Annotated in this window: 18 protein-coding genes; 7 read left to right on the top strand and 11 right to left on the bottom strand. The window is 36.3% G+C overall.

Annotation, left to right across the window (positions count from 1 at the left end; all coding sequences use genetic code 11):
* Window positions 1–1,224 carry an NAD(P)/FAD-dependent oxidoreductase gene (locus AABL87_RS04775; protein ID WP_341277030.1) on the bottom strand — a complete coding sequence of 408 codons (1,224 nt, stop codon included), beginning with the start codon at window positions 1,222–1,224 and terminating at the stop codon, window positions 1–3.
* Between the two features lie 125 nt (window positions 1,225–1,349).
* On the opposite strand from AABL87_RS04775, the gene AABL87_RS04770 reads away from it, so the two are divergent.
* Together AABL87_RS04770 and AABL87_RS04765 are read left to right on the top strand one after the other, a co-directional pair.
* Window positions 1,350–1,901 carry a hypothetical protein gene (locus AABL87_RS04770; protein WP_006257511.1) on the top strand — a complete coding sequence of 184 codons (552 nt, stop codon included), beginning with the start codon at window positions 1,350–1,352 and terminating at the stop codon, window positions 1,899–1,901.
* Window positions 1,902–1,910: 9 nt separating this feature from the next.
* Window positions 1,911–2,321 (top strand): hypothetical protein, encoded by a 411-nt coding sequence (locus AABL87_RS04765; RefSeq protein WP_006257512.1) that lies wholly within the window; start codon window positions 1,911–1,913, stop codon window positions 2,319–2,321.
* Here AABL87_RS04765 and AABL87_RS04760 read toward each other — a convergent pair.
* The 10 genes from AABL87_RS04760 to AABL87_RS04715 all read right to left on the bottom strand — a co-directional run bounded on the left by AABL87_RS04760 (window position 2,318) and on the right by AABL87_RS04715 (window position 10,589).
* Window positions 2,318–2,491, bottom strand: a complete 174-nt coding sequence (locus AABL87_RS04760) for a hypothetical protein (protein ID WP_167363341.1) — start codon at window positions 2,489–2,491, stop codon at window positions 2,318–2,320. The two genes, AABL87_RS04765 and AABL87_RS04760, sit on opposite strands and share 4 nt — an antisense overlap.
* 15 nt (window positions 2,492–2,506) lie before the next feature.
* Window positions 2,507–3,178, bottom strand: a complete 672-nt coding sequence (locus AABL87_RS04755) for a carboxypeptidase-like regulatory domain-containing protein (RefSeq protein ID WP_259637850.1) — start codon at window positions 3,176–3,178, stop codon at window positions 2,507–2,509.
* A gap of 73 nt (window positions 3,179–3,251) precedes the next feature.
* A complete protein-coding gene (locus AABL87_RS04750; RefSeq protein ID WP_006257515.1) occupies window positions 3,252–3,965 on the bottom strand; it encodes a M949_RS01915 family surface polysaccharide biosynthesis protein in 714 nt (237 codons plus the stop codon).
* 11 nt (window positions 3,966–3,976) lie between these two features.
* Window positions 3,977–4,705: a YqjF family protein gene (locus AABL87_RS04745; protein ID WP_006257516.1), complete on the bottom strand. Its 729-nt coding sequence runs from the start codon at window positions 4,703–4,705 to the stop codon at window positions 3,977–3,979.
* Between the two features lie 129 nt (window positions 4,706–4,834).
* Window positions 4,835–5,842, bottom strand: coding sequence for a TQO small subunit DoxD (locus AABL87_RS04740; protein WP_006257517.1), 1,008 nt, complete (start codon window positions 5,840–5,842; stop codon window positions 4,835–4,837).
* 118 nt (window positions 5,843–5,960) lie between these two features.
* On the bottom strand, window positions 5,961–6,350 hold the full coding sequence (locus AABL87_RS04735; protein WP_006257518.1) for a hypothetical protein: 390 nt from the start codon (window positions 6,348–6,350) through the stop codon (window positions 5,961–5,963).
* Between the two features lie 80 nt (window positions 6,351–6,430).
* On the bottom strand, window positions 6,431–6,931 hold the full coding sequence (locus AABL87_RS04730; RefSeq protein WP_341277029.1) for a hypothetical protein: 501 nt from the start codon (window positions 6,929–6,931) through the stop codon (window positions 6,431–6,433).
* A gap of 11 nt (window positions 6,932–6,942) precedes the next feature.
* Window positions 6,943–7,884, bottom strand: coding sequence for a hypothetical protein (locus tag AABL87_RS04725; protein ID WP_016650107.1), 942 nt, complete (start codon window positions 7,882–7,884; stop codon window positions 6,943–6,945).
* Window positions 7,885–8,352: 468 nt separating this feature from the next.
* Entirely contained in the window at window positions 8,353–9,273 is a 921-nt protein-coding gene (locus AABL87_RS04720) for a GYDIA family GHMP kinase (protein WP_341277028.1), read from the bottom strand.
* Window positions 9,273–10,589: a hydroxymethylglutaryl-CoA reductase, degradative gene (locus AABL87_RS04715; RefSeq protein WP_341277027.1), complete on the bottom strand. Its 1,317-nt coding sequence runs from the start codon at window positions 10,587–10,589 to the stop codon at window positions 9,273–9,275. The genes AABL87_RS04720 and AABL87_RS04715 overlap by 1 nt, the downstream gene beginning before the upstream one ends.
* Before the next feature lie 213 nt (window positions 10,590–10,802).
* Here AABL87_RS04715 and AABL87_RS04710 point away from each other — a divergent pair, with 213 nt between their 5' ends.
* The 5 genes from AABL87_RS04710 to AABL87_RS04690 all read left to right on the top strand — a co-directional run bounded on the left by AABL87_RS04710 (window position 10,803) and on the right by AABL87_RS04690 (window position 20,004).
* Window positions 10,803–12,968, top strand: coding sequence for a S9 family peptidase (locus AABL87_RS04710; protein ID WP_006260530.1), 2,166 nt, complete (start codon window positions 10,803–10,805; stop codon window positions 12,966–12,968).
* Between the two features lie 83 nt (window positions 12,969–13,051).
* Window positions 13,052–14,824, top strand: coding sequence for a peptide MFS transporter (locus tag AABL87_RS04705; RefSeq protein ID WP_025125717.1), 1,773 nt, complete (start codon window positions 13,052–13,054; stop codon window positions 14,822–14,824).
* Window positions 14,825–14,863: 39 nt separating this feature from the next.
* The gene (locus tag AABL87_RS04700) at window positions 14,864–16,402 is read left to right on the top strand and encodes a peptide MFS transporter (protein WP_006257525.1); all 1,539 of its coding nucleotides are present in this window, start codon (window positions 14,864–14,866) and stop codon (window positions 16,400–16,402) included.
* Window positions 16,403–16,592: 190 nt separating this feature from the next.
* Window positions 16,593–17,387, top strand: coding sequence for a GLPGLI family protein (locus AABL87_RS04695; protein WP_341277026.1), 795 nt, complete (start codon window positions 16,593–16,595; stop codon window positions 17,385–17,387).
* The gene (locus tag AABL87_RS04690; RefSeq protein WP_341277025.1) at window positions 17,353–20,004 is read left to right on the top strand and encodes a hypothetical protein; all 2,652 of its coding nucleotides are present in this window, start codon (window positions 17,353–17,355) and stop codon (window positions 20,002–20,004) included. The genes AABL87_RS04695 and AABL87_RS04690 overlap by 35 nt, the downstream gene beginning before the upstream one ends.
* The last annotated feature ends 142 nt before the right edge of the window (window positions 20,005–20,146 follow it).

Here is a 20,146-nt window from a genome sequence, read left to right as displayed (position 1 = left end):
TTATTTATGCTCTATTTTAGTTGTTATCGCTAATGCAACAAGGTATCCGTTCGTCCATGCATTCTGAAAATTAAACCCTCCTGTGATGGCATCTATATTTAAAATCTCTCCTGCAAAGTACAAATTATTGTGCAATTTACTTTCCATGGTTTTAAAGTTAACCTCTTTTAGGTCTACCCCTCCAGCAGTAACAAACTCGTCTTTAAACGTGCTTTTACCATTGACTTGATATTCTCCTTGAGTCAATTCCCCACATAGTATATCTAACTGCTTATTAGTCACATCTGCCCATTTGGTATCTTCTGCTATTCCTGATATCACGACCATGCGTTCCCATAGTCTATTAGGCAAATCTAATTCTATACGCTTAATCACATTCTTTTTTGCATGATCTTTACGGATGCGTTGCAATTCTTCTTTTAGAGACTCGAAGCTGTGCTGTGGCATCCAATTTACTGTGATATGAAACTGATATTTCTTGTCTGCTAATATTCTAGCACCCCAAGCAGAAAGACGCAATATACCAGGTCCACTCATCCCCCAGTGGGTAATTAATAAAGGCCCTGATGCTTCTAACTTAGTCCCCTTAACACTTACCTCAGCAGGTGTAGCTACTCCCATCAAATCTTTGATGCGTTTATCATTGATATTAAATGTAAATAATGAAGGTACTGGCTCTACTATCTTATGTCCTAATTCGGCTACTGTATTCCACATCTTAGGATTACTCCCCGTAGTCATGATTAGATAAGTCGCTTCGTAGTTACCTGTTGTGGTATCTAGCTTCCAACTGTTCTCTTTCTTAAAGATGCCCTGTACACTACTACTCGTGATGACTTCTATCTTCAGCTTCTGTACTGCCTTCATAAAACAGTCTATAATAGTCTGAGAAGAGTCTGTATCAGGGAACATTCTACCATCCTCTTCTATCTTTAATGTCACGCCATGTCTATCAAACCACTCAATAGTATCACCTGAACAAAACTGATGAAAAGGCCCTAATAGCTCTTTTGCACCACGAGGGTAGAACTGCGTTAATTCTTTCGGATCAAAACAAGCATGAGTCACATTACATCTTCCTCCTCCTGATATTCTTACTTTAGAAAGCACTTCTTTTCCTCTCTCGATAATCGCTATTTTTAGTCCTTTATTTTGTTCTGCAAGATTAATTGCAGTAAAAAAACCTGCTGCTCCACCTCCGACTAATATGACATCATAATTCATTGAAAAACCTATTTTAACGTTTAAGACTCTCTTCTAGAGTTTTTTTATTGAGTGTAAAAAATTATCTTTACGCCAACAAAGATACTTACTTACGATCGCACCACTATCATTGTTAAATTAAGAATATGAAAAAATTACCTTTCTTAGCTTTAATTGTCTTGTTCTCTATGTGTAAATCTGCTTCTCACGTAGCCACGAAACCGCCTAAAGAACTGACAGTAGATGAGCGTATCGAAAAAATCAAAGAGGAAGATAGACTTCCTGAAGAAGATGATGTAATGGATCTACCTGATTATGCTCAGGTGAGAGATGACTTTAGATCCGTTACTGACAAAACGAAAGCAAACTACCTTAGAGGAATGAATGCTTCTGCTGATAACTACTCTGTAGTCATCTTAACTAAAGGCTTTAAAGGAGAAAATATCTCTATCAAAGGAAATAGCAAGACCTACTACTACGCCATGACCATGAGTGATCTACGCTCTGGTATAGCGAAGTCTATCCGTGTAGACAACACGCAAAATATAGTATTAAAAGACAGTTATACAGGAGGCTCACTGACGATAGAAAGTGACCATGCTAAAATGTTTAAATTCATCTATGTGATGAAAAACAACGCAAATAAGGAAACTCCTTTTAAAGTGACATTTAGCAATACGCTACGTCCTGTTCGATAATCTTCAATAATGGAAAAAAGAGACCTTGTCCTTAGAATGATACAACAAACGGCTCAATTACTTAGAGCCGTTTTTAATTCGCTTCCTATCGATGACTTCGAGACCGAACAGCAAGTACAAGACTTCACCTCGTCTCTTAAGGAGAACTTACATCTAGATCTAGACAAATTTATCCTGCTTACAGATGAAGAAGTTCTGACTTACTTATTAACCATAGAGGGAATGGATATCGAAAATATAGAATCACTGGCTGACATCCTAAGACTACTAGCTCTCAAAACTCAAGATTCTTTAAACGAAAAAAGTGCTCTCCTAAATAGCAAAGCACTTCTGTTATTTCAATATGTATCAGATACATCTAAGACCTACGACTGGGGAAGAGAGAATAAAATTATCACCCTAAAAAGTCGTCTAACTTAGTTCTTAGAAGCTCTCTTTTCTTTAGCTCCGATCACTAAGGCAAACAACAATACTACTACTGCCGAAATAAGCAGAAATAGCCCTATCCCAAAGTTTTGCATTGCTATTAGACTTGTACCTATAGATATCATTAATAATCCTACTATTAATAACCCTTTACTTCTCTTCATTTATTTTTATTTTATTTAATATCCAATTACAATTGCACCTCCCAAAGCTTCACCACTCGATTCTAAATGGAAGTCAACATTATCTTTTGTTTTACCTACTCGTACCTTCACATCATTCATCCCAACAAAACTTGCAACTATTGTTAGTCGTTTATTATTATACTTTTCAGGAATAACTAATTCATATTCTCCTGCTAGATTACTCTGCGTACCTATATAAGTCCCTTTTATTATAATACTTACACCTGGTAATTCTAATCCACCCTCATAAGCCTTTCCTTTAATCACTCTTGTATTCTCATTCTTAGTTTCATTCTGAACTAACGTTGGTAAAGGAGTACTTGTCTTAGTATCTTGACATACAGATTCCACCTTAGGTTTCTCTTGAGCTACAGCTGTACTTATAGTTGTTAGTGCTAACAAATTTACCATGGTAGCCACCATACCATTCAGTCCAAAAGACTTTCTGATTTTCTCTTCTTCTAAGTCTGTACCTATATACTGACGTGGAATACGTCCGCATATTTTTCCCTCTTTCTTAATATAATTGATGATATCTCGCTTACTTGCTTTAGAGAAGTCAACGACTACCTTATCACATACAGCACAGTGTCTCCCTTTATCTTGAGGAGCCATTTTATCCCAATCTTCATGACAGGGTTCTGGTATTTCGATTCTGTATTTCATAGTTACTAATATAGCGAATGATAACACAAACATAAATAATAAAAAACGCATAGTGGTATCTATGCGTTTTTTATTATTTAAAACTATTAGCTATTTTCTTCCAGCCTTCTTCTACCGACTTAGAGAATACTTTCTTTGTCTTATCTGCCTTTTCTACCACAGGTTTATCTACTTTGCCCTCGCTAGGTATAAATGCTCCTTTGGCTAGAATATTCTCTTCACCATTAAACAACATGACTTTTAAATCATATTCTCCTTTCTCTCCATCATTACAGCTCGTCACATAAGACACGATTACTTCAGTCACTCCATCATTATCTAAATCAGTAACAACTGTCCCCATAGGTACATATCCTATATATGGTGCAGGGCTTCCTTCACCGCAGGGTACGACATCATACATCTTCATCGTCATCACATAGCCATTATCATCGTCTTTATTCGTGAACATATACATATAGATTTCACCTTTCGTTCCAGAAGAATACTGACCAAACCCTTTCTGAGACAAGTCTCTATAAGGGAAATACCCCGTAGTCGTTAGAATCAATATTTTCTCTCCTTCTTTATCTTTCCAACTAATAGATTCCATTACAGTTCCTCTAAAGTCGAAGGTCTTCGGAATATCGTTATACAATAGCGTCTTTGCCTTAACAGGAGACTCCTTGTCATATATCTGCATCTTCCATTTAGGTTGTAAGGTACGTTCTAAGTTTCTTGTATTTTGTCCCATCACAACAGAAGAGATAAACAAAAAACTACAGCACAAAAAAAGTAATCTTGACATTATATACATTATTAGAGTTTGATTTTTTCTTTATCCCATGATACCACCACGACACCTTTAGAATAATGTTGTGCAATCACATCAGCTTCTGTCAAGTGCAGATCGCCTATACTATAATCAAACTCCATTGTATCAAATTTTATTGTTCTAATAGGCCATTCTTTATGGTGTATCTGATATCGAAACAGCTCCTCATGTACATATACATACAGACAATAACGCTCTGTCAACCACAAATCTAATGTAGACTTATCCTTAACTTTCTCCCCTTTTTGATATTCAAGTTTTAGAAAGAAGCGTTTCTTTTCGTTTAAAGATAGATAAGCATTTTTCTCACGAATTATATCTGACTTTTCATAAGGTAACCCAGATATCGTACGAGATACAAATGCAGATAGGCTTTTTCCTACTTCTATATTGATAAAATAAACTCCTGGTTTTCCATCTATCACAACATAAGTACGCACGTTAATCTCATCAAAATCAGATACCACACCCACTGCAGGTAAACGACGTGGACGAATATTCTCCATCGTGAATGGCACGATAGATACATAGTACTTCCCATCTAGACTATCCAGTTCTAAGTCTTCTGGCACTAAGGGTCTCAGTACCTCTAGAGGCACTTCAAAATGTAAAAAGATAGCTCTATTCCACTCTTGATAGAACTTCCAAGGTCCTTCAGGCAATGCCCAAGGACGATGGGACACTGAACTTAACACATCATCTATTTGGCTCATATTGTATTTTTTTACTAAGCAATTTACATAAATAAACACAACCTTATTACTATTTAAAGACAATTAATCTCAATCAAATATCCTCAAACCATCAAAAGCTGAATAGAAGCTACCTTATCACTATATTCATTAATTCACTTCAGCTGTCCACTCAATCCCACTGATATCTATCAGTCGAAGAACAACACTCTGTTTAGGATGAGCTACACCAGGCTCAAAAGTAAGATCAGCCTTTGCACCTAAAGGAATAATCAAACTGTGTTTACCAGGAGCTATCTTAGCTACATAGCGATTACTGATTTGTTCTTTACTCAGTTTTGACAGTGCTTCACCATCCCACTTCTGAATAACCTCTCCATCCCTAGTTTCTAATTGCACACCTATAAGGAATGATCCATATACATCTGCACCTTCTACACGATATACTTCAAACTTCAACTGTCCTTCTCTCCAAGTCACATCTGCCAACTCTAGCTTAGGCTTAACAGACTTATTGTGTAGAGTACCAAACACTCCTCCGTGGAAAACTTGATTCGTATATAATGTCAATAATAACACCGCAAAAGATCCTATGAATACCACAGGCTTAAGATTCTTAATAGGTAATTCTCCTGAGCCTAAGAAACCAAACCACTTCTTAGTCGTAAATGCCTTGCCTTTCTTTGCAAAATAATAATCTAGAGAACCATATCCACCTCCTGTCAAGAATAACATAAATCCTGTTGCTACACCTAGCACTCCTATCTGCCATTCGTCTAAACATGTAGTCCCTATCCAGCCAGAACCTAGTAAGATTCCCATCGCCAAAAAGAATACCCCTACAGACATCAGCCTAGTGAATAGACCTAACATAATAAACAATCCTACAATAGCCTCTACTATTGTAAAGATAACCATCGCCCACCATAGCATATCAGGATTGCTCACTAGATATTCTATAAGCGGTTTTATACCTAAAGCATTTGGCAAAAAATGATTAAACTTCGCACCAATGTATCCTGCTTCTTCTTCTATTAATTTGTTCTCTAATATTAACCTACGCCAAAAAGCAGAGAAATAAGTCCATCCAACTACTAAGCGAATTCCAAGTGTAAAAAATCCAGCCGTTGTATACGACTGCTTATTAAAAATTTGCATGATTTTAAATTAAAATAGTGTAATCAATTTGTTTTAACTCATTAAAATACAAACCCATAGATCATTATCCCGTCGTTCATTCTAGAGAATAACAATACTTAGGTAAGTATATAAATCCTTACGCTATAGCTAATTTAAACTGCTGATATAATATATATTTAGGAGGGTCGGTTCCTGCTATATTAAGAATATAGTCTAATTGTACTCCCTTACTGTGGTGAAATAAAGCCAAGTCTACTCCCGTTGTATAAGCCAACGAACTCAACGATATTCCTTTTACTTTTTGCTTTAACTGCTTTGAAGAAACAGTTACAGATGAAGTCTCTACATCACAAGAAATCTGATTAACGCCTAATGCTTTATTTGCATTCAAAGAACGTTCTACCTGAAGTCCTGATACCTCAAAAAAAGCCTTCTTAGCAGAACAGCCAACTGTAGTAAACATCAAGAGTGCTATCCATAGATAACACTGTATTTGTACCGCTACTTTCTTTTTCAAGGTTAACATTTAATATATACTCTCATCATTAAAGGCTCAAAAATAGCCTTTTAAGTTTAATTTTAACAATTACAATTGACAAAGTATTGTTAAACTAGGCTTGTTAGATTTACGAGAAAGTTCTCTTCATCCACTCCTTCAACCTTAAAGCGAGCTACTGTACCAGGGTACATCTTCTCTCTAGACAATACAGACAGGCACTGATGATAATCTGCTAATCCATAAAAAGCACTTCCTATATCCACCATGACACCTTGTGGGTAAAAACAGACTATCTCTCCTTCTACCTGATCACCTAGCTCCTTTTTAAATACAGCCCAATGCTCTTCATAAAGCATTTTACTCTGTGACCATTGATCGAGAAACTCCTCATGACTTATTTCATTTAGAAACTCTTTATCCTCGTCTTCTAACAACGTTTCGGGCAAAAAGAACTCTTGATCTCTTATCTCAATATAACTATTCGTCCAACAGCCATTATGATTAGTCACACTGCGCAGATAATAGCCTTCTTCAGACACCTCATAATAACTGGTACAGCCTTCCACTCCCTCGAGTTCTAAATGGTCATAACTATAATATGCATTCATATTTATTATTATTAATGAGGTATAAACTCATAAGGCATACACAATACCCTTTCTAATTTTCGCATTAGTTCTACTTCTGTATCTACATAAATAGTATGATGCTCTACTATATTATTTAAGTGAACAAAGATTGCTCCTTTAGAAACAGGATGTTTAACCTTAACCAATGATATTTTAAACTGATTATCTATCCAGATCACCTCTATAAACAATTTGTCATTACTAGCGAAGTACAGTAGCTCATTGGATTGATAACTCTTCTTTCCTCTTATCAGCTTATGAACGACAACATACCAATACCCATACTGAACAAACTGTAGCAAATCCTGATCTGTCTGATTCAATACCTTTTGTACAACCTCTTTCACACTTCCCAAATCATGATTCTGACAGAGGACTTCATACTTCCTAAACTCACCTTCATAATCCCAACCACCTAGCACACGATTATACTCCATGTATTCTACTTCATACCCCACCTTATCATTACTATACATCACATATATACCTCTACCATCCTTTATATTCTCAGCCGTAAATAATAATGTATCTTCTAGATATCCATCTCCTATTGGATTATTAATACCTACAGACCAATGTTCTGACACCGCTAATGCCCATGACCACTGCGTGAACTTTTCTATTTTTTCTATAATTTCTTTCTGACGCTTATAAAGTTGAGTCAAGTACTTACCATCACTTACTTTCTTCTCATTTCCTTCCATATACGATAACCAATCTTTTAAGAGATCAATGAATACTATCTTCCCTTCTGCTGTTAGATCATCTTCATATAGAACTACTTCACGCTTCAGCACTCCATATTCATCAAAATTACTTGAAGAAACAAGACGCTTATTCTCAGCAAAACTCAACAAGGTCACAATCCCTTCCACCAAACTTCCCTTATGTCCCGCTAAATATTCATCGATGTCTAATATGATTCTTCTCATGGTATTCTTTTTATTGTGCTAAGCGATACTGTCTCTTACCATTCTTATACGGTGTCAAAAATACGAAAGACTATAATAATACTTTCTACTCATGACGATATTGCCTACTTATGCCTACTAATAAACACTTATGGTCGCATAAAATGGGACACTATACAATAAAAAAAGAGGCTATCCTACAACAGATAACCTCTCCAGATTGTCATTCTCTCCAACTTGCTCATAAAGATTCAGACTTTCTTTACTTAAAACCTACATTAAGCATTAGTAAAGCCTTATAGTCAATATCTCTATTTAATTAAATCAGTACTCAAAACATAGCACTTATGCTTCTTCTTTAATTAATGATAGTCTCTTTGCGATATCAACCTAAGCATCACTAATGAATCCAATAGATTTTGTTTTAAAAATACTATATTATGAAAGGATAAATATAAAGCATTAAAATCAAAAATAGTAGTTAAACTTCTAAAAAAGAATCATATTCTCAAAGTTTACTATTACTTCATATCCTTTAGAACTAAAATACTCCAAAGGATCATTTTTAGAAGCGACCATCACAAAATCTCCTCCCCAGCCTCCTAGACTTTTGATTGATCCGTCGAAGTCTGCAAATAAACTTCGCTTCACAGTAGCGACTCCTAACACCTCACTCATAATCTGCTCATGCTCATCCATTAGTTGACTAAACTCTTCTAATGTAGTGCTAACAGACATCGCCTTACTAATCTCTGATATACGCTCCACCTGATGCTGAATACCATGACGTTTCGCTTTAAAGTTAGCAATAGCCTCTTTACTGCTCTTCTTCTGATTTAGATATACGAAATATAAATGCTCTTTAAAAGATGGGTTAAATGACACCTGCTCTACCTCAGGATGGTTTACATCAGTTAAGGTATAAAAGATTCCTTGATCATGACGCGCACAGGCAATATCATATCCACTACCCCCAAATGACTCCTGCAATAGTTGATATGGATTAATATTAAACCACTGCGCTACATTATTAATCCAAGTAGAAGAAGTCCCTAATCCCCATAAACGAGGAAAAGTTAGCTCAGATACCACCTCATATCCAGTTCCCTCTACTAGAATAGAAGGATTCTGTCTATGTGCAGCACGCAGTACATCTACTAGCGTTTTATAATACTCTGATTGATGTTCGATTTCATGCGTACCTAGTACATCTTGAAGAGGCACTACCTCACTCATCCAGATACTACCGTCCACATCATAGCTCGTCCAATGAATACAGTCACCTTCCTTCTCCTTTACCTTCAGTGATTGTCCATACTTAGTAGGCAAGGCAAAAGCCTTAGCTCCTTCTAGCACGACATACTCTCCTGAGATAAGCAGTTTTCCGTTACTATAATATTCTTTCACCATTATTTGCGAAGGCTTTCTAGCAGTTCTACTACTGCACTATGGGATACTACATTCTTTTCGAAATGAGCTACTACTTTTACTCTTTCTGCATCTGTTGCCTTGAACTGGTTTAGGATATTCATTAAGTGCATCTTCATGTGTCCTTGTTGAATACCTGTCGTTGTCAATGATTTTACAGCAGCGAAGTTCTGTGCTAATCCAGCTACTGCTATGATTTGCATTAACTCAGTAGCAGAAGGACTCTGAAGCATCTTTAAAGCTACCTTTACCATAGGGTGTAATGAAGTTAATCCCCCTACAGTTCCTAGTGCTAGTGGTAAATCAATCCAGAATTTAAAGATACCATTCTCTATACTAGCATGAGATAAACTGCTATACTGACCACTGCGAGCAGCATAAGCATGTACTCCTGCCTCGATAGCTCTGAAGTCATTCCCTGTAGCGAGTACCACAGCATCTACCCCATTCATCACTCCCTTATTATGTGTTACTGCTCTGAAAGGCTCTACCTCTGCGATACGCACAGCTTGTACAAATTTCTCTGCAAATAACTGCGGTTCTTTAATATCCTTCCCTTTCAGGTCTTCGATAGGGCAGCTAACTTCAGCTCTTACCACACAGTTAGGCACATAGTTAGACAGAATGCTCATCACTACATCTACTGCTTTCTCCTCTTCTGTAAACGCTGTACAGTTCATCGCCTCCGCTTTTAGCGTTTTAGCGATTTGCTCTAGACAAGAGTTAATGAAGTTTGCCCCCATACTATCTTTTGTCTCGAATGTCACATGCAGTTGATAATAATTATCCACATCAGCAGTCTTATCTCTTAGCTCGATTGCTGAGATACCTCCACCGCGCTTCCGCATATTCTGCGTGATAGAGTTCGTATCTTCATAGAACTTGCTATCTATATCTTTAATAAACTGAACTAGTTTACTCTTTTCTCCTTTGTATATAAAGTGTACTTGTCCTATTTTCTCAGTCCCTAGTATCGTAGTCTTAAATCCGCCTCGTTCCGACCAGAACTTAGCAGCCTTAGAAGCTGCGGCTACTACAGAACTCTCTTCTATCACCATCGGAATAGTGTACCATCTATCGTTAATTCTAAAGTTAGGAGCTACACCAAAAGGCAAATAGAAATTCGTAATCGTATTCTCTATAAACTCATCGTGAAGCTTCTGTAATTCCTCATCTGAATTCCAATATTGTTCTATCAATTCTACTGTATCAGCAGAATTAGAAAAATAGGTTTGTGCTATCCAATTGATTTTGTCTTGTTTACTCAACTTAGAGAATCCATTAATATTACCTTCCATCTTTATTTTTGTTTATGCCACAAAGATAACTCATTCTTACAAGGTTAAAAAAACTAAAAAAACAGCTATTAGTACTTTTTGTTTATGATATTATGATTTTTATTACCAAAATAGCTTCAACAGAATTAGACTTTTTTTGGTTTATTCGAAAAATAAATTGGTGTAAATCATATTTTTTCATTAAAATTGGAAGTTTTTTCGATTAAATAGATAATGAAACACCTTAACCTAACCCTACTATTTTGTATCATAGCTACCCAAATTGGGTTGGCTCAGAAACAAATTGCACAAGAAGAAATTTGGAACGGCACATTTAGAACGAAAGTAATGCAATCCGTTAATTCGATGGAAAAATCGAATCAATACTCACGCATTGAGCGCGTTGCTAAAGACCACCAAGAAATAAACCTTTATAACTTCGAAACACTAGAAAAAGCGAAAACAATCTTTTCTACTAGTGCCTTTAAAGATATTAAATCGATAGATACTTATATCTTCGATCATAAAGAAGAACAATTATTAATAGGAACGAACACCACTCCTATTTACCGTCGTTCTGCTTTAACTGATTTTTATTTGTTCAACCCAACTAAAAATTCATTAGTTAAAATAGCAGATCACAAAATATCTGAACCAACATTCTCTAATGATGGTTCTAAAATAGCTTATGCATATCAGAACAACTTATATATCTATGATATCGCTTCTCAAAAGACACAACAGATAACGAATGATGGTAAGAAAAATCATATCATCAATGGTATCTCTGATTGGGTATACGAAGAAGAGTTTGGTATTGTACGCATGTTTGATTGGAATAAGAATGGAGACAAGATAGCTTATATTAAGTTTGATGAGACTGACGTTCCAGAATATTCAATGGATGTATACGGAACAGGACTTTATCCTACTCAAGATAAGTTTAAATATCCTAAAGCAGGAGAAAAGAACTCTCTAGTATCTATCCATATCTACGATGTGAAGTCTAACCAGACAAGTAAAGTAGACTTAAGCGAGTTCAACGATTTCTATATCCCTAGAATCAAATGGACAAATGACAATCAATACTTAAGTGCTCAAATCATCAACAGACATCAGAATGACTTAAAAGTATTCTTCATCGATGGAAATACACTAAGCAAAAAACTGATTCTAAATGAGACTGATAAGGCTTATGTAGATGTAGCTACGCTTAGCTTCTTAGACAACAACGATTTCGTATGGCTAAGTGAGAGAGATGGTCATAACCACCTATACTACTATAACAAAGAAGGTAAATTAGTAAACCAAATCACAAAAGGGAATTGGGAAGTAACGGATTACTACGGTATAGATACTAAATCTAAGAAACTTTACTTCCAGTCTGTAGAAGAAGGTTCTATCTATAGAGGAGTGTATTCTATAGACCTTAATGGAAAAAATAAAAAGAAACTATCTGAGAAATTAGGAACGAATAGAGCGATATTCAGCCCTAACTTTGAACAGTTTATCAATGTGTACTCTTCTAGTACAGTAGCTCCTACTTACACTTTACAACAATCTAAAACAGGTAAGGTGGTAAAAGAAATTCTAAACAATAAAGAATTAGAGAGCAAATTAGTAGACTATAACTTACCTACTAAAGAATTCATACAGATTCCTACAGTTAACGGATTACAGCTTAACGCTTGGGTGATGAAACCTAAAGACTTTGATCCTGCTAAGAAATATCCTGTGTTTATGTATCAGTACAGTGGGCCAGGATCACAACAAGTAGCTGATAAATGGTTAGACTCTAACGACTACTGGCATGCTATGCTTACTCAGAAAGGGTATATCGTAGTGACTGTAGATGGTAGAGGAACAGGATTCAGAGGAGCTGAGTTTAAAAAAATGACACAAAACCAATTGGGTAGATATGAAGTAGATGACCAAATCATCGCTGCTAAATACCTAGGTCAACAATCTTATGTAGATGCTAGCAGAATAGGTATCTGGGGATGGAGCTACGGAGGGTTTATGTCTTCTAATGCTATCCTACAAGGAAACGACGTATTCAAACTAGCTATCGCTGTGGCACCAGTGATTAACTGGAGATACTATGACAGTATCTATACTGAGCGCTATATGACTACTCCACAGGAGAACCAAGCTGGATATGATGATAACTCACCTATCACACATGCTTCTAAACTAAAAGGTCGTTACCTACTAGTACACGGTACTGCTGACGACAACGTACACGTACAGAATGCTATGGCTATGATAGAAGCGCTAGTACAAGAGAACAAAGACTTCGACTGGCTAATCTATCCAGATAAGAATCACGGTATCTCAGGAGGAAATACAAGATTACAATTATATACAAAGATGACTAATTTCATCTTAAACAATTTATAAGCCAAAATAACCTTACACCTAAAACCAACCAAAGTACTATATCACCAATAAGTACGAACTAAAACAAACTAATATTTACTTAAATGTCAGCAGAAACAGCTACAAACTCAAACCTGTTTAAATCTAATGTGCTTGGGCACCCAGCAGGGTTATTCGTTCTTTTCTTTACAGAGATGTGGGAGCGATTCTCTTTCTACGGAATGAGAGTATTATTAATTCAATTCTTAACAGCTAAAGTTATCTTTGGCGATGCATTCTCAGGGTGGGGATGGTCAGCAGAACAAGCAGGTGCACTATACGGTACTTATGCCATGCTATTATACTTAACACCTATCTTGGGTGGAGTTATTGCAGATAAATATATCGGTTCTAGATGGGCTGTAATTATCGGAGCTATCATCATGACTTTAGGTCACGCATCGATGGCTGCAGAAGGAATTTCTAAACTATGGTTCTTCGTAGGACTTGCATGTCTTGTGATCGGTACAGGTTTCTTTAAACCAAATATGCCTTCTATCTTAGGAGAAATGTACAAATCATTACCAGACAAAAAAGATGCTGCGTATACCATCTTCTATATGGGGGTAAACTCAGGTGCTTTCTTCGGAATGATGCTATGTGGATACTTAGCAGAGACTAAAGGATGGCACTACGGATTCGGATTAGCAGGTATCTTCATGCTATTAGGTACAATCCAATTCTGGTTAGCTAAACCATTAATGGGAGACTTAGGTGAGCTTAAAAAAGTAGACACTACAGTAGAGAAAACACCAGAACAAATCAAAGAAGATCAAGACACTAAAAACCCTTATACATTAGTAGATTATATCTTAATCGCTATCGTATCTGTAATCGGTTTATTATATGCTTTCAATGATCCATTATCTAAAAACGGAGTACTAGATCTATTTGCATTCTTAGACACAGAAGCATTAAGAGGACAGAATATCATGGCTATCCTAGCCCTTATCACGTTCTTATACTTAGTGATCTCACGTATCTTGCGTTATGGAAAAGTGATTAGAGACAGAATGTTCGCTGTAATCTTATTAGCGTTCTTCTTAATGTTCTTCTTCATGAGTTTCGAACAAGGGGCTACATCATTAGTACTTGTAGCGAGAGATTATGTAGATAGATCGTTAGAAGGAACTGCATTACTAGCTTTCAACATTATCAATACATGTCTTACAGTGATTCCATTGTTAATCATCTCATGGGTACTTATATTATTAGCAAAAGCTACTTGGTCAAAAATCGCGATGTCTAATATTATTTTATTCATTTGTTTTGCTGGTATCTGGGCTATGGCTATCTATATGTTGAACGCAGAGTTTAATAAAGAAGTATCTGAGATCACTGTATCTTGGTTCTCTATCTTGAACTCATTCTTCATTATTTCGTTAGCATCTACAGTGTCTAAACTGTGGGATTCTAAGTATAATCCATCGGCTGCATTTAAGTACGGTATCGGATTAATCTTCGTAGCTATCGGGTTCTTAATCTTAGGTTTAGGATCTATGGGAGCTACTGACGGAGTAAAAATGTCGATTATATTCCTAATATTAACGTACTTATTCCATACCTTAGGGGAATTATTTATCTCACCTGTAGGACTGTCTTATGTTTCTAAACTAGTACCTGGCAAGATGCTTGCATTCATGTTCGGTATGTGGTATTTAGCCTTAGCTATTGCTCAGAAATTTGCAGCCATCTTAGGGGGACAAATCGAAAATATTAAAGAAGAGTACTCACTTAGTCACTTCTTCTTCCTATTCACATTAATACCTTTTGCAGCAGCAATCATGGTAATGCTAGTGAACCCATTATTGAAAAAACTAATGCACGGTGTTCGATAAGAACACCGTGCATTGCACAATAATAAATAACTAAAAAAAATGAGTCAACAACAGACATTAGAAGAGATTCAGAATTTCTCAGGTAAATACCCTAAGCAAATCTGGAGCTTATTCTTCTCAGAGATGTGGGAGCGTTTTAGCTTCTATGGAATGAGAGGAATGTTGGTTTTCTTTATGATCGACCAACTACACTTTGAAGAAGCACAAGCTAACTTACAGTATGGAGCTACACAAGCATTCGTGTACGCATTCACATTCTTAGGAGGTATTTTCGCTGATAAAATCTTAGGTTTCCGTAAATCTCTTTTCTGGGGAGGCTCGATGATGATCTTAGGTAGTATTATTCTAGCTATAGATCCACACGCTTACTTTTTCGTAGGTATTGCATTTACTGTTATTGGTACAGGTTTCTTTAAACCGAATATCTCTACTATGGTAGGATATTTATACAAAAAAGGGGACGAACGTACTGATGCTGGTTTCTCATTATTCTATGCAGGGATTAACTTAGGAGCACTTATCGGAGGATACTTATGTATCGCTATCGGTAAAGGACACTTATTCCAAGACTCTATCGCTGTAGAGAACCGTTGGAGTGTAGCTTTTGGTTTAGCTGCTTTCGTGATGTTAGTGAGTTTAATCAACTTCATCTTTACAAAACGTCATTTAGGACCTATCGGACTACAGCCTATGCAAGTAGCTAAAGATGGTAGTGAGACTAAAATGCCTTTATGGAAAGAAGTAGGGACATACATCCTTACGTTTGCGATGGTACCTGTTATCGTATTCATGATTGATAACACAGACTATACTGCATACTTTATGTACACAGTAGGACCATTAGCATTAATCTACTTATTCTATGAAATGACGAAGCTGACTAGTGCGGAGCGTAAAAAGATTATCGCTGCCCTAGTATTTATCTTCTTCTCTATTCTATTCTTCGGTATCTATGAGCAAGCAGGAGGATCATTAAGCATCTTCGCAGCGAAGAACTTAAACTCTGACTTACTAGGTATGCACTTAGATCCTAATGGAGTGAATAACTCAGGAGGAGCTTTCTTCATCATCTTCATCGCACCTATCTTAGGTCTATTATGGATCTGGATGGCTAAGAAGAAAATAGAGCCAAATACAGTAATGAAGTTCGGTTTAGGATTTATCCTATTAGGAGCTGGATACTATGCATTATTTGCTACACGTCTATTCGCTGACGCAGCAGGTATGACATCATTAGACTTCTTTACTTTTGCCTTATTGATCATTACTTTAGGGGAGCTGTGTTTATCACCGATCGGTCTATCGATCATGACTAAACTTTCTACAGCTAATCTACAAGGGATGATGATGGGTATGTGGTTCTTAGCTAGTGCTTACGGACAGTATGTAGCAGGTATCTTAGGAGCTGCTATGTCTAAGAGTCGTTCTGAAGTAGCTACTGGTAACCATCCTAACTATGATGCTCTATTAGCGTATACTGATGGGTATAAAGATTTAGGATTATATGCAGTAATCGCAGGGGTAGTGTTAATCGCACTTTCTCCACTTATGAAAAAACTTATGCAAGAAGTTAGATAGTTCACTATCTATTCTAATATACAAAAGCGTCTTAGGCAACTAAGGCGCTTTTTTTTGTGCAATACTTTCAATAAACAAATAAAAGCAATGAAACGAACCAGCTTTCCTTTCTTAGTTTTTAAGATTTAATTAACAACACTTACAATATCTGATCTATACACCACGTTCTAACAAGAACTAAAACTTAGATATGTATAAATCAACCTATTACTTATTTATTATTCTATTCTTATGTGTTATTGGATATGCCCAAGATACCAATTACAGCATCACTTATCTAAAAACAACAACTTCTGATGCTCACATCATCTCAGCAGAAGACAAACTATACATAAGCCCAAAAGAAGATAAAAGTCTATACATTAATGGCAAATACAAATTCACTAAAGAGCCTCCCAGAGAGCCAAATGAAATAGTGATTTACGATAAACAAGTATTTGAAGAGTTCTTCTACTTTGACTTTAAGAAGAACCTGCTCTATTCTAGAATAAAGCCTTGGGAAGCGCGATACTTTATCAAGGAAGATATTCCTCAAATGGATTGGCAACTATACGATGAGACCAAAACCAATGCAGAACAGATACCCCTTCACAAGGCTACATTAAGCTTTAGAGGGAGAAACTATACGGCGTGGTACTCTACTAACTATCCTGTACAAGTAGGCCCTTGGAAGTTCAATAACTTACCTGGTTTAGTATTTGAGCTCTATGATGATGAACACAGATACCATTGGAGCATACAGAATATAGAAGTCAACAAATTCAAGATATTACCTTTTAGATATGACGTTAGTCGTGCCAACGAGTCTATCCGATCATTTCAAGAGAAATACTACAAAGAGCTTGATAGAATGGTCTATGGCTCTCAACGCAATCCCTTTAGCAATATACCTGGCGTAGAGATACTCGAGGTCATGACAGATCCTAATCAATTTGAACGTTTAAAAAACAGTGAACTCGAACGCAAATATGAGTGGGAAGAGTAATATAATTATCCTATTAATACTCCTGTATACTTACCTAAGTCAAGCACAGCATATCACTACACGACTACTAGATAGTCAAGGTGTAGAAATAATCCGTGCAACAGTATTTCTACAAGATCAAAACAATAAAACCTTAGCGTATACCTCATCTAACAATGAAGGACTAGTAGAGTTTAAAAACATAGCGAACCACCCTACTGCCTCTCAACTTACGATACAAAAAATAGGAATAGAAAAAACGACTATCGCCCTAGATGCTACTAAGAACAACTATGGTATAGACACACCTCTGTACCTACTCTCTTCTGCTGAAGTGCTCAACGAAATCACCATTAAGGCTACTTCACCTATCACAGTGAAGAAGGATACTGTAGTCTATAATGTCAAACAGTTTTCTAAAGGAGATGAACGCGTCATAGAAGACCTACTCAAGAACCTACCAGGGCTAGAGATTAGTACTGATGGGAAGATCAGTGTCAATAATCAAGAAGTAGAAAAGGTCATGGTAGATGGCACAGACCTCTTCGATAGAGGATACAGAGTGCTGACTAAGAATATGCCTGTCAATCCGGTAGAAGAAGTAGAACTACTACAAAACTACTCTGAGAACAAACACCTGACAAATCTAAACCCTGCTAAGAAAATAGCACTTAACCTTAAACTCAGTGAAGAGGCTAAGCGTGTATGGTTTGGCAATGTAGAGGTGGGAGCTGGTATACGTGATAAAGAGGTACATAGTGCAAGATCAAACATCATGAACTTTGGCAAAAAGACGAAGTTCTACTCTATCTTACAGTCTAACAATATTAGCTATGATGCTACGGGCGACCTTAACTCGTTTCTAAATAGCAATAAAGGGGAAATAGCAACTCCTACTGCCTTATCTAATCCTATCAATATTGACAATATCTCGCTAAGCCTCAGAAACCATCGATATAAGGATAACAATAACCAGTTTGCTTCTATCAACACGGCTGTAACTCTATCTCCTAAAGTAGAAGTGAAGGTATCAGGACTGTTTAATAAAGAGACTCTACTAGGCAAAAGGTCTATGAATCAGACCTTATATACTCCAGATCATTCCTATCACAATATAGAAATGATGAGCAATAGGAATAGAAGTAACTTCTCGTTTCTAAAAGGAGATATGGTCTACGATATCAATAAAACCTCTACACTGAAATATGATCTAAAAGGCAATATCTCAAACACAAAGATTAATAGCGATGTACGCTACAACGATATTCCGAATAATCAAGCTCTAGACAATGAGAACAAAAGAGTAGAACAGAACTTAGAGTACACCACTAAACTATCTGATAGAGAAGCTTTAGTGCTTAGCTATAAGAATATCTATGAGCAGAACACTCAAGATTATATCAATACGCCTAATATCTATATACAGGATGCGACAATGCCATTCAGTCAACTCGTTCAGAATAAAATGAACTATCACACTGTACAGGCCAGCTATAAAGGAATGATGAAAGGTAACCACCTACTTCACATCACGCTAGGGAATACGAATACGAACACACATCTCTACAGTCTAAACAACTTAGCAGATGATGACACCTATACTAACAAGAATAACTCAACCTTAAAAGTAAACGAACTCTATGCAAAAGCATTGACGAAGATGACATGGGGTACGTGGAGTATGGGGACAAGTATCTCGGCTTCCTTATTTGACAATAAGTTAAAGTCAATAACTACGGATAACAGCCTTCAAAAGTTAGTCATAAGCCCACACTTCTCTATCGAGAAAAGAATTAATGACAAGAACAAAATAGACATCTATTATAAATATGGTTATACCAATATCAATGCTGCCAAAACCTATGATGGGTATATACAGACATCGTATAGAAGCTTCTTAAGAGGAACTACGAACCTTGATCCTTTCACAAATAATGCAGTAGGTCTGACTTATACATTAGGCAACTACCACGATAGGTCATTCTCTACGGTGACGATATCGTATAATAAGTACAACGACTTTTATACACAGAATAACTATATCTATCCTAACCATACAAAGAGCAATATATCTACTATAAAGAACAACGAGAGCTACTTCATACTAGCCTCTACAGAATATTATTTCCAAAAGCTAAAACACAACCTAAAGTTGAATCTAAATGCTAATCAAGCTGACTTCTATAATACGCTAAATGATTCTGAGACGAGACGGGTCAGAAGCACATCACTTACCTATGGAATAGAGCTGAAGTCTAACCTTAGATCAAGGTTTAACTATGCCGTAAGTACGAATTGGTTTACTACGTATATGAACATCATTAGCACTGAGCGTTTTATAGATACAGAGACTAAACTGACTGCTAAATATAAATTGAAAGATACCCTCTTCTTAAACCTAATCAGTGAGTTATATTCTTTCGATAAGGTGGCACCTAGTCGTAAGTATTACACCTTTTTAGACTTTAATATTGCGTATATCCCTAATAAGTCGAAGTGGAACGCGCGTCTAGAGTTAACGAACCTCTTTAATACTAAGACGTATGCAAACTACGCCTTAACAGACTACAGCAGTACCTCTACGACCTATAAGCTATTAGGAAGACAACTACTACTCAGTGTAAATTATTCTTTTTAAACTTAATAAAAGCACCTTAGACAACTAAGGCGCTTTTATTATATCATATATACATCATCATAATTACTCAGATTACATCTATATTTCTATTTGAATAACATTTTTTTGGTTATCATCCATTGCAGTTTAGAATATACAACTT

Origin of the sequence: Myroides sp. C4067 (assembly GCF_038039665.1) — a bacterium.
Classification (GTDB): Bacteria; Bacteroidota; Bacteroidia; order Flavobacteriales; family Flavobacteriaceae; genus Flavobacterium; species Flavobacterium odoratimimum.
This window is presented reverse-complemented; position numbering and strand designations above follow the sequence as displayed.